This window comes from Bradyrhizobium sp. SZCCHNR1002 (assembly GCF_032381435.1).
GTDB lineage: Bacteria > Pseudomonadota > Alphaproteobacteria > Rhizobiales > Xanthobacteraceae > Bradyrhizobium > Bradyrhizobium aeschynomenes.
Window position 1 is genome coordinate 117264 of sequence record NZ_JAUHIS010000009.1, and the last position, 10958, is coordinate 128221.

At 65.0% G+C, this 10958-nt stretch carries 9 protein-coding genes; 7 read left to right on the forward strand and 2 right to left on the reverse strand.

What is annotated here, in order from left to right:
* Positions 1-46 precede the first annotated feature (46 nt).
* Both QX108_RS31110 and QX108_RS31115 read left to right on the forward strand, forming a co-directional pair.
* Complete coding sequence (locus tag QX108_RS31110) at positions 47-922, forward strand: SUMF1/EgtB/PvdO family nonheme iron enzyme (RefSeq protein ID WP_315724667.1); 876 nt, start codon at positions 47-49, stop codon at positions 920-922.
* A 169-nt stretch (positions 923-1091) separates the two neighbouring features.
* The gene (locus tag QX108_RS31115; RefSeq protein WP_315724665.1) at positions 1092-2807 is read left to right on the forward strand and encodes a hypothetical protein; all 1716 of its coding nucleotides are present in this window, start codon (positions 1092-1094) and stop codon (positions 2805-2807) included.
* Positions 2808-2814: 7 nt separating this feature from the next.
* Here the strand turns inward: QX108_RS31115 and QX108_RS31120 are convergent, their stop codons facing one another.
* Both QX108_RS31120 and QX108_RS31125 read right to left on the reverse strand, forming a co-directional pair.
* Positions 2815-3465 carry a CoA transferase subunit B gene (locus tag QX108_RS31120; RefSeq protein WP_172109922.1) on the reverse strand — a complete coding sequence of 217 codons (651 nt, stop codon included), beginning with the start codon at positions 3463-3465 and terminating at the stop codon, positions 2815-2817.
* The gene (locus tag QX108_RS31125; RefSeq protein WP_009030127.1) at positions 3465-4193 is read right to left on the reverse strand and encodes a CoA transferase subunit A; all 729 of its coding nucleotides are present in this window, start codon (positions 4191-4193) and stop codon (positions 3465-3467) included. Before QX108_RS31125 ends, QX108_RS31120 begins: the two co-directional genes overlap by 1 nt.
* 310 nt (positions 4194-4503) lie before the next feature.
* On the opposite strand from QX108_RS31125, the gene QX108_RS31130 reads away from it, so the two are divergent.
* From QX108_RS31130 to QX108_RS31150, 5 genes are all read left to right on the forward strand, one after another.
* Positions 4504-6453 (forward strand): AsmA family protein, encoded by a 1950-nt coding sequence (locus QX108_RS31130; protein WP_315786324.1) that lies wholly within the window; start codon positions 4504-4506, stop codon positions 6451-6453.
* A 141-nt stretch (positions 6454-6594) separates the two neighbouring features.
* Positions 6595-7974: an ABC transporter substrate-binding protein gene (locus QX108_RS31135; protein ID WP_172133876.1), complete on the forward strand. Its 1380-nt coding sequence runs from the start codon at positions 6595-6597 to the stop codon at positions 7972-7974.
* 117 nt (positions 7975-8091) lie between these two features.
* Positions 8092-8967: a sugar ABC transporter permease gene (locus tag QX108_RS31140; RefSeq protein WP_315724658.1), complete on the forward strand. Its 876-nt coding sequence runs from the start codon at positions 8092-8094 to the stop codon at positions 8965-8967.
* Positions 8964-9815: a carbohydrate ABC transporter permease gene (locus QX108_RS31145; protein ID WP_315724656.1), complete on the forward strand. Its 852-nt coding sequence runs from the start codon at positions 8964-8966 to the stop codon at positions 9813-9815. Before QX108_RS31140 ends, QX108_RS31145 begins: the two co-directional genes overlap by 4 nt.
* Before the next feature lie 7 nt (positions 9816-9822).
* Positions 9823-10809, forward strand: a complete 987-nt coding sequence (locus QX108_RS31150) for an alpha/beta hydrolase family protein (RefSeq protein ID WP_315786208.1) — start codon at positions 9823-9825, stop codon at positions 10807-10809.
* Positions 10810-10958: the final 149 nt, after the last annotated feature.

Sequence of the window (10958 nt, forward strand, 5' to 3'; positions counted from 1 at the left end):
CAAGGGGGCCGGCCCGTCCGGCCCCCGCTCGCCTCGATGTGCTGCCATGCTGCTCGCCTTCAAGATCAAGCTCACCCTCGCCTGCATCGTCGGACTGGCCGGCCCGACGGCGATGGCGCCCCTCCTCACGAGCCTCCCAAACCCCGCCGGCGGCACTCCAGCCCTCACCGAGATTGCACCGGGCGTAGTGAGCTATCGCGATTCCGGCGACCATCTGCGCAACGGCCGCCCCGCCGAGGCTCCCGTCGCGACGGTCCGCTTCGATCGTCCGCTGACGATCATGACCAACCAGGTCAGCGCCGCCGACTATCACACCTGTGTCGAAGCTCGCGCCTGCCGCGCGCTCGACCGCGATGTCCCCATCGCCATCGACCGTCCGGCCGTGCAGGTGAGCTGGCACGATGCCGTCGCTTATGCAGAATGGCTCTCGCGCAAGACCGGCGATCGCTATCGCCTGCCGACGGACACCGAGTGGGCTCATGCGGCCGGTAGCCGTTTCAAGGACGATGGCGTCGCAATCGACGACACTGACCCGTCGCGGCGCTGGATCGCGCGCTACGAACGGGAAGCCGCCTTGCCCGACGAATCCGAGACCCGCCGTTTCGGCGGCTTCGGCAACAACGAGCACGGCGTTGCCGATCTCGCGGGGAATGTCTGGGAATGGACCTCGACCTGCTTCACACGCAAGGTGCAGGACGATGCCGGACGCGTCATCAAGACCGTCAGCAATTGCGGCGTTCGCCTCGCGGAAGGCGCGCACCGGGCCTACGTGACCGACTTCATCCGCGATGCGCGCGCCGGCGGATGCGCCTCGGGAAAGCCACCGGCCAATCTGGGCTTCCGGCTGGTCCGCGAGCAGCCCGGATGGGGCCGCAGCATGGCGCGTCGTCTCGGCCGGTTGCTCGGCGCCGTCAGCATCTGACGGCGAGACCCCTCCGGCTTGCGCTGAGCGTCCAATGGGCGCGCTTGGCGGTGCCCTGACACTGGCACAATTGACAGTCACCCAATATCAACTTTCGGTTGCGAAGATCGAGCTACAAACGTTAGACAATTGCAGTTGAGAGACGCGATGAGCGGACCAGGAGGCGAGTGTGGTTTCTCGACATCCGCCGGTCTTCTTCACGTCCGACCTGCATGGGTACGGAATCGGCAACACCAGCTGGTTCGACGACAATTCACCACGCGCGCTGGCCGGACGCTGCCTCATCGACGCCCTGGAATATCTGCGGACGTCGCCGAAATTCGCCGCGCGGGACTGGCACGTGGTGAACGCGAACGCCGCACGCGTCGTTCATCAGTGTCTTGCGGACCCTGCGCTCGCGCGACGCGACATTCTCGATCGCGTAACGCCGGCGATCGAGGAGGTCTGCGCGCGGATCGTCGCGAGTCGCCAATACCGCATTCCGTTCTACGGCGATGATTTCTGGGACTGGGCCGGCGTGGTCGATGCCTTCTGCGAGGTGCAGACGGTCTCCGCCACGGCGGCGCAAGTCGCCAAGCGCGAGCTCGACCAGTTTCGCAGGACCGTGCACATCCGCATGCCCAGCGGCCTTTCGGTCGGCGATGCCGATCAGGAGTGGTTTGGCCCGGCGGTCGCGACGCGTGCCCATCGGCTGCTGGACACGCGCGCATCCGGCTTCGATCCGGATCTGCGCCACGAGCTGCAGGCCCAGGCGCTCGAACGCATCGAGCGCGGCAGGTATCGCGGCCGGCAAGTGACGCCCTGGCAGCTCAGCTGGCATTATGGTCAGGTCGTCGGCGAATTTCAGCGCGCAGCGAGCGAACAGGCGGCGGAGCTGGCGGATTTCGCTTGGCTGGCCGTGCCGCTCGAGCCCGCCAAGCGGGCGCTCGTTCTCGCCCGCATCCTGCAGGGCGCCGGCGCGATCAAGGATCGCCGAACCGTCCTGCAGTCGCTGGAGGAGCTCTATCGCTGCGAGACGCCCGGACGCCCGCTCGGTCAGGGCGTGATCGGCGCCAGCATCGAGGCCTCCCTCGACGTGCTCGATGCGCTATGGCCGCAGCTCGACGACCGCGACAAGGCCGCCATCAACGCCATGCTCGACGCGCTGCGCTTCCTCCATGCCAAGGCGCATACCGTCGGCTTCGTGGTGGAGACGCCCGATGACATCGAAGGCCTGATCCAGGCGATGGGGCCGGGCACGCTGATCGAGCAGCGCAACGCCGCGCGGGCGATCATCCGGCATTCGTGCTTCCATGCCGTCATCTGCCTGGGGCGATCGATGACCGAGGTGGCGAGCGCCACGGCCGTCGCGGTCGAGGAGCATGGCGCACGTTGGGTAATCATGCCGGCACGTGCGCAGGCCCTGGGGCCGGCCCTCGCGCAAGCCGGCCACGGCGTCCGTTTCGTCGGCGCCGGCGCGGGCGATCTGGTCATCGCGGCCTCGTTGGCGCCGTTTCGGATCGACATCCAAGTGCGGGACGCGCTCAGCATCGCCGAGCCGCCCTTTCCCCATGAGGGGGGCATGATGATCCCGGCCGATCCGGAGCTCTGTCGTCTCGCGCATGAATCGGCGCAGGCCATGCTCGACGAGATCGGCGTGTTCTTCGAGGGGACGACGGTCACGCGCAATGACGAAGGGACCGACGCCGATGTCTCGGCGGCGTTCCCGGGCGCCCTCGCGGCGGACGGCACGGCTTATGTCATGGGACTGATCTGCCTCGGCCGCGGCGTGCCCTGTCTGGCGGTCCATAGCCTGACGCCGCCACAGGCTCACGCGAGCCCGCGGCACAACGCAGCCTGCCGGCTTGCGGTCAAGGTCGCGGAAATGCTGTGCCGGCGCTGGTAGTCGCGCCTCAGGTGTTCTTCAGCGCGACCCGGAATTCGGCTTCGGTCTTGGCCTTGACCTCGTCGAGCGTCACGCCGTCGGCGAGCTCGATCAGCGCCATTCCGTCATTGCCGTGCTTGTCGATGGTGAACACCGCAAGATCCGTCACGACCATGTCGACCACGCGCTCGCCCGTCAGCGGCAGATTGCACTGCTTGAGCAGCTTCGGTCCGTCCTTGGCGCTGTGCTCCATCACGACGACCACGCGCTTGACGCCAGCGACGAGATCCATCGCGCCGCCCATGCCCTTGACCATCTTGCCCGGGATCATCCAGTTGGCGAGGTCGCCGTTCTGGGCCACCTGCATGGCGCCGAGGATGGAGAGATCGATGTGCCCGCCGCGGACCATCGCGAACGAATCCGCCGAGGAGAAATAGCTGGTGATCGGCAGCTCGGTCACGGTCTGCTTGCCGGCATTGATGAGGTCGGGATCCTCCTCGCCCTCATAGGGGAACGGACCCATGCCGAGCATGCCGTTCTCGCTCTGCAGCGCGACGTCGACGCCCGGCGGGATGTAGTTGGAGACCAGCGTCGGAATGCCGATGCCGAGATTGACGTAGTAACCGTCCCGCAGCTCCTTGGCGGCGCGTGCCGCCATCTGCTCTCGCGTCCAGGCCATCAGACTTCCTCCCCGGCTGCAGCGGCGGCTTCACGTTTGCGCACGGTGCGCTGCTCGATGCGCTTGAGCGCGGTTCCAACCTGGATGATTCGCTTCACGAAGATGCCCGGCGTGTGGATGTGGTCGGGATCGATCTGGCCGGCCGGCAAGAGATGCTCGACCTCCGCGACCGTGACCTTGGCCGCCGTGGCCATCATCGGATTGAAGTTTCGCGCGGTCTTCCGGTAGACGAGGTTTCCGGCAGTGTCGCCCTTCCAGGCATGCACGATCGCGAGGTCGGCGAACAGGCCGCGCTCCATCAGGTATTTCTCGCCGTCGAATTCGCGCACTTCCTTGCCTTCGGCGACCAGCGTGCCGACGCCGGTCTTGGTGAAGAAGGCCGGGATGCCCGCGCCGCCGGCGCGGATGCGCTCGGCCAGGGTGCCTTGCGGGCAGAATTCCAGCTCCAGTTCGCCAGCCAGATATTGCTGTGCGAACAGCTTATTCTCGCCGACATAGGACGAGATCATCTTCTTGATCTGCCGCGTCTCCAGCAGCCGGCTGAGGCCGATGCCGTCGACGCCGGCATTGTTGGAGATGACGGTGAGGTTCTTCACCCCGGACTCGCGAATGGCGTCAGACAGGGTTTCTGCGATGCCGCAAAGGCCGAACCCGCCGGACATGATGGTCATGCCGTCCTTGAGAAGGCCCGCAAGGGCGGATTTGGCGTCCGGATAGACCTTGTTCATACGGGAATGACCTGATGCAGAGCGGCGACCGCGCGGATATCGATCGGATTATTAGGCGAAATCTTCGCAATGCGTCAATGATGCCTTCCCAACGTGCAGATCGTGCGTTAGCTGTCGGAGCCACCCGCGGCTCCGGAATGACCCGGGGGACGGGATCCGCAGGCTTCGCCGCAATCCGGCCACACCGGCGGCGCGGCCTTGAAAGCGTCAAGAAAACGCATCAAGTTGTTGATGTTGGCAAGGGTTTTCGGCGCGCCCTGCCCATCCCCAGTAAACAGCGATCCGACGACTCCAGGACATGTCCGTGACCATGGCCCAAGGAATGAGGCGGCTCGGCACACCGATTGCGGTGCTGCTCGGGATCGCGTTCGTGGGCCTGCTCGCGAGCTCCTGGCTGGTCAATCGTGAGGCACTTCGGCACGCCGTCGAGACCCAGATCCGCGCCGTGACGGGTCTCGAGCTGGTCGTCAAGGGACACATCGACGTCTCCTTGTTCCCCGGCAGCTACGTATCCTTCCACGATGTCGGCCTGAAAGGCAGCGGCACCGCCGACCCGGCATTGCGCGTCGATGTTCTGACCGCCAATCTGCAACTCCTGCCACTGCTGCTGCAGCGTTTCGAGATCGCCGACGTCATGATGCTGCGGCCGCAGATCAACGTCACCCGCGAAGCCGACGGCAACAGCAACTGGACGCCGTTCATCGAGACCATCGCGCGCACCATGCGCCCCGGCCCCGACAGTCAGATGTCGTTCTCCGAGATCCGCATTCAGGACGGCATCCTGGTCTATGAGGACAACAGCCATCATGCGACCGAGCGGCTCGACGACATCGACCTGTCGCTGGCCTGGCCCTCGATCTCGCGCTCGTTCGCCGCGACCGGGCAATTCGATTGGCGCGGCCAGCGCATCGAGGGCTCGATCAGCGTCAGCGATTTCCTGGCGGCACTGTCGGGAGACCGGTCCGGGCTGAAGATGCGCCTTGCCAGCCCGCCTTTGAAGGTCGCCTTCGACGGCACGGTCGCCAACCGCACCAGCGCGCTGATGGAAGGCACGCTGACGGTCGACAGCCCATCGCTGCGCGACGCGCTGCGCTGGACCGGGCAGACGCCGCTCGGCGGCGGCGGCTTCGGCCGCTTTGCGCTCCGCGCGCGCGCCAATGTCGTGGGCGCCTCGATCGCGCTCACCAATGTCAATGTCGAGCTCGACGGCAACACGGCCGAGGGCGTGATGACCTACGCCAACAACGGTCGGCAGGCGCTGCAGGCGACGCTGGCGGCCGATGCGCTCGACTTCACCCCCTACATCTCGACGTTCCGGCTGCTCGCCAACGGCGCGCGCGACTGGAATCGTCAGCTGTTCGATCTCAAGGCGCTGTCCACGACGGACCTCGACATGCGGCTATCGGCCGCAAAGGTCACGGTCGGCTCGTCGAAGCTCGGACGCACCGCCTTCGGCGCCAATTTGCGCAACGGCGTGCTCGCTCTCTCCGTCGGCGAAGCGCAGATGTATGGCGGCGTCGTGCGGGGCTCGTTCGGAATCGCCCGTGCGGACACGATCGCCGACGTGAAGGCCGAGCTGCAGTTCAACGACGTCGATCTGCAGGCCTGCGCCAACGAGATGTTCGGCATCTCGTCGCTGTCCGGGCGTGGCAATCTCAACGTGTCGCTGACCGCCTCCGGCTCGAGCCCGTTCGGGCTCGCGCAGTCGCTGGACGGCAGCGCCAATCTGCAGGGCCGCGACGGCGCGATCTCCGGCTTCAACGTCGAGCAGCTGCTGAAGCGTCTCGAGCGCAGCCCGCTGTCGCGCGGCGGCAATTTCCGCACCGGCTCGACGCCCTACGACTCGCTGACGATCGCTGTGAGATTCGCGGACGGTGTCGCCACCGCCGAGGACATCAGGGTGGAGAGCCCGACCGCACGCATCACCATGACCGGCACGGCGTCGGTGCCGAGCCGCGAATACGACTTCAAGGGTGTGGCGAGCCTGTTGTCGGCCGGCAATGGCAATAACGGCTTCGAGCTGCCGTTCGTCGTGCAGGGCCCCTGGGAAGATCCGCTGATCTTTCCCGATCCGGAGAGCCTGATCCGCCGTGCTCCGGCCGCCGCCCCTCTGCTCGACGCCGTCAAGGATCGCAAGACGCGCGATGCCGTGCGCTCCGTGCTCGAGCGCTTCACCGGCGGCGGACTGCGGCCGGCGCAGCCGGACAACGCCCCGCAAGCCGATGCGCCGGCGGGCGACAGTTCCACAAAGCAGAACTGATCTGATCTCATCGTGGAAAGGCGGAGAAGCACTGCCGCAGTCGCGACCTATGTCTGATATATTACTTCTGGATCACGCCGTGCCCCTGGGTTAGTGTCCGCGCAACCGATCAAGCAAGATCGGCGGATCAGGGAGAGACATGTGAAATCCAGGGGAATGGGTGCGCTTTCAATCGCAGTCGCCGCCGGGCTGTTTTGCGCTGCAGCACCGGCCGTCGCTCAGGACACCATCACGATCTGGTGGAGCAAGGGCTTCTACAAGTCCGAGGACGATGCGCTGCTCAACGTCGTCAAGAAGTTCGAAGCCAAGACCGGCATCAAGGTCGAGCTGTCGCAATATGCGATCCAGGACATGATCCCGAAGACGGTCGCCGCGCTCGATTCCGGCACCGTGCCCGACGTGGCCTATGCCGACACCTACGACGTCCAGGCCCAGGGCAAGTGGGCCTATGAAGGCAAGCTCGAGGACCTCACCGACATCCTGGAGCCGATGAAGTCGGCCTTCGCTCCGAACACGCTCGAGACCGCCTATCTCTTCAACAACGTCACCAAGAAGAAGGCCTATTACGGCTTCCCGCTGAAGCAGCAGAGCATGCACGTCCAGATCTGGGGCGACCTGCTGGACAAGGCCGGCTTCAAGCAGAGCGACATCCCGACCAAGTGGGAAGACTATTGGACGTTCTGGTGCGACAAGGTGCAGCCGGCAGTTCGCAAGGCGACCGGCCAGCGCATGTATGGTGTCGGCCAGCCGATGGGCGTGGAATCCACCGACTCGTTCCAGTCGTTCTACACCTTCATGGACGCCTACAACGTCAAGCTGGTCGACGACGACGGCAAGCTGCTGGTCGACGATCCCAAGGTGCGCGACGGTCTCATCAAGGCGATGAAGGACTATACCGACACCTACATCAAGGGCTGCACGCCGCCGTCCTCGACGACCTGGAAGGATCCCGACAACAACGTCGCCTTCCACAACAAGACGATCGTGATGACCCACAATTTCACGATCTCGATCGCAGCCAAATGGTTCGAGGACTCCACCAACCCAGCGCTGACCCCCGAGCAGCGCGCGGCCGGCAAGAAGGCCTATGAGGAGGACATCATCACCGCGTCCTTCCCCAACAAGCCCGATGGCACGCCGATCAAGTACCGCTCCGACGTAAAGACCGGTCTCATCTTCAGCAACGCGAAGAACAAGGCGCAGGCCAAGGAGTTCATCAAGTTCCTGATGCAGGAGGAGAACCTGCGGCCCTATATCGAGGGCGCGCTCGGCCGCTGGTTCCCGGTGACCACGGCAAGCCAGCAGAGCCCGTTCTGGCAGGCCGACCGCCATCGCAAGGCCGTCTACACCCAGTTCACGGGTGGCACGACGCCGTTCGACTTCACCAAGAACTACAAGTTCACGATTCTCAACAATGAGAACGTCTGGGCGAAGGCGATGAACCGCGTGGTCAGCGAGAAGGTGCCGGTCGAGAAGGCCGTCGACGAACTGATCGCCCGCCTCAAGGAAGTCGCCGGCTAGTCACTCGCAACGCGATGCACTAGCCTGAGATCCTGACGAACGACAACACGTGCCGGCCGCAGCGTCTGCGGCCGGTTTGGCGATAGGCGGGACAAGACGACCCGGGAAGAAACGACCATGGCGATCACGCTCTCAGCTTCCGATTCCGCGCTCGCGGAAGCGCCGCGTCCGGTGCTGCTGACACCGTCACAGGTGTGGGGCATCGTCATGCTCGCGCCCTACCTGCTGATCTTTCTGGCCTTCGTCGTCTATCCTGTCGGCTACGGCCTGTGGCTGGCGCGAGATCCGGCCAGCTACGTCGCGCTGTTCAACGATCCGATCTTCGCGCGCGCCGCCGTCAACACGCTCATTTTCCTGCTGGTCGGCATCAATCTGAAGATGCTGATCGCACTGTTCCTGTCCGGCTTCTTCATCCAGCAGCGCGGCTGGATCAAATGGCTGTCGGTGATCTTCATCCTGCCCTGGGCGGTGCCGTCGATCCCGACCATCCTGTCGGTCCGCTTCATGCTCAATCCCGAATGGGGCGTGATCAACCAACTGATCTTCAAGTTCACCGGCGAGGACGGCCCGAACTGGCTGAACGACCCAACGGTCGCGCTGGCGATGGCCATCGGCATGCACATCTGGAAGTCGCTGCCGTTCTGGACGCTGATCCTGATGACCGGACGGCTGGCGATCTCGCACGATCTGTTCGAGGCTGCCGAGGTCGACGGCGCGACCTGGTGGCAGAAGTTCCGCTTCATCACCTGGCCGTCGATGCAGACGCTCTACATCACCTGCACGCTGCTCTCGATGATCTGGACGCTGGGTGACTTCAACAGCGTCTATCTGTTGACCGGCGGCGGACCGGCCGATCTGACCCACGTCCTCTCGACGCTCGGCATCCGCTATCTCCGGCTCGACCAGCTCAGCCTCGCGATGGCCTCGATCGTCTGCGCGATGCCGCTGGTGCTCCCCCTGGTCTATTTCATGATGAAGCGGTTGTCGCGATGAAGCTCCCCACCCTGCGCGAAGTCGGGACCGAAGCCCGGCTGTTGCTGATCGGCATCCCCGTCTTCATCTGGACGATGATTCCGATCTATCACATGTTCCTGTTCGCGATCTCGCCCAAGGAGGACGCGTTCTCGGGCAAGCTGTGGCCGGACCATCCGACCCTGCACAACTTCTCGATCGTGTTTCACCAGCAGCATTACTTCCTGCGCGACTTCTGGCTCCAGTTCGGCAACTCGGTCGTGATCGCCGTGGCTGTCGGCGCCTTGACCCTGGTGATCGCAACATGCGCCGCCTATGCGATCTCGCGTCTGCGCGTGCCCGGCAGCCGCGTGGTGATGAACCTCGCGCTGTTCACCTATTTCATTCCGGCTGCGTTCCTTGCAGTGCCGATGTATCGCACCATGGGCAAATACGGCCTGCTCAACAACGACTGGTCGTTGATCCTGGCGATGGTGACGATCGCGTCGCCCTACGCGATCTGGGTGCTGAAGCAGGCCTCCGACAAGCTCCCGGTCGAGCTGGACGAGGCGGCCGTCATGGACGGCGCGAGCCCGTTGCAGATCTTCCGGCTCGTCTATGTGCCGTTGATGATGCCCTCGCTGGTCGCAATCGGCACCTATGCGGTGCTGCTGGCCTGGAACGAGTACCTCTACGCGTTCCTGCTGCTGTCGAACGACAAGGAGATCACGCTGCCCGTTGCGCTCGGCAACTTCCTCGCCGCCGACGATTCGCCGTGGGAGCTCCTGATGACCACCGGCTTCATCTACGCGCTGCCACCGGCCGCCGTGTATTACGCCTTCAAGCGCTACATGGTGGGCGGGCTGACTGCGGGCGCCGTGAAGTCGTGATGGAACGATGAAGGTCGGATTTCGTCAGGGTCGGTTCGCGGATGCCGCGCGGCCGAACTGGGATGGCGACGGCCCGCGCCCGATCGACTGGTTCGCATGGTACCCGGCCGCGGACGGCGCCATCGAGGCCGCGCTTCCGATTGCCCCGTGGCCGCAGGGCTGGTTCAAGTCAGGACCTGCTGCGCTGAACGCGCCGCTGGCCGGCAATGGTCGATATCCGCTCGTGGTCTATTCGCACGGCACCGGTTGCAACGCCCTGCAGGTCGAATGGCTGGCGCGCGAACTGGCCAGCCGCGGCTTCATCGCGGTTGGGGTCAACCATCACGGCAACAACAATGCCGCACCGTTCCGCGCCGAAGGCTTTCTCTGCTCGTGGGAACGGCCGCGCGACATCTCGGTGCTGATCGACCACCTCGTTACTCATCCTGACTTTACAGGCCGCATCGATCTCGATCGCATCCTCGCGGTCGGCTATTCGCTCGGCGGCGTCACGGCCACCGCCCTGCTCGGCGCCATCATGATCCGCTCGCCGTTCGAGCCCGGCGCCAATCTCGGCCGCGGCCCGCGCGAGTTTCCGGATCTCGCCGATCATCTGCCGCGCCTGATGGCCGAGAGCCAGATCTTCCGCGACTCATGGGGCCGGATGTCGGCGTCGTATCACGACCCGCGCATCAAGGCGGCGCTGCTGCTGGCGCCGGGCCGCTCGGTGCAGGGTTTCTCGGAGGAGAGCGTCGCCGCGATCCGCGTGCCGACCCACATCATGGTCGGCGGCGCCGACGCGCTGCTGCCGTCGGCGCGCTGGCTGCAGGAACGATTGCCGCACAGCAGGTTCGACATCGTCGCTGACGATGCCGGCCACTACGTATTCTTGCCGGAGAGCACCGAGTTCGGGCGCAACTCCGATCCCGCCAGCTGCGTCGATCCGCCATCGGTCGATCGCGGATCAATCCACCGCGCGGTGGTCGCCGCCGCCTTGAAGCTGTTCGCGCGCTGATCGACGCTGCGACAGCACTCGTGATCATCTTCGCGAGTTGCGCTCGTGTGAACGCAGCAGGGCCCCGCAACCTCAGCTGTCATGCCCGCGTAGGCGGGCATCCAGTACGCCGCGGCCTCTCGGCGGACTCACAGGCGTCTCGGCGTAAT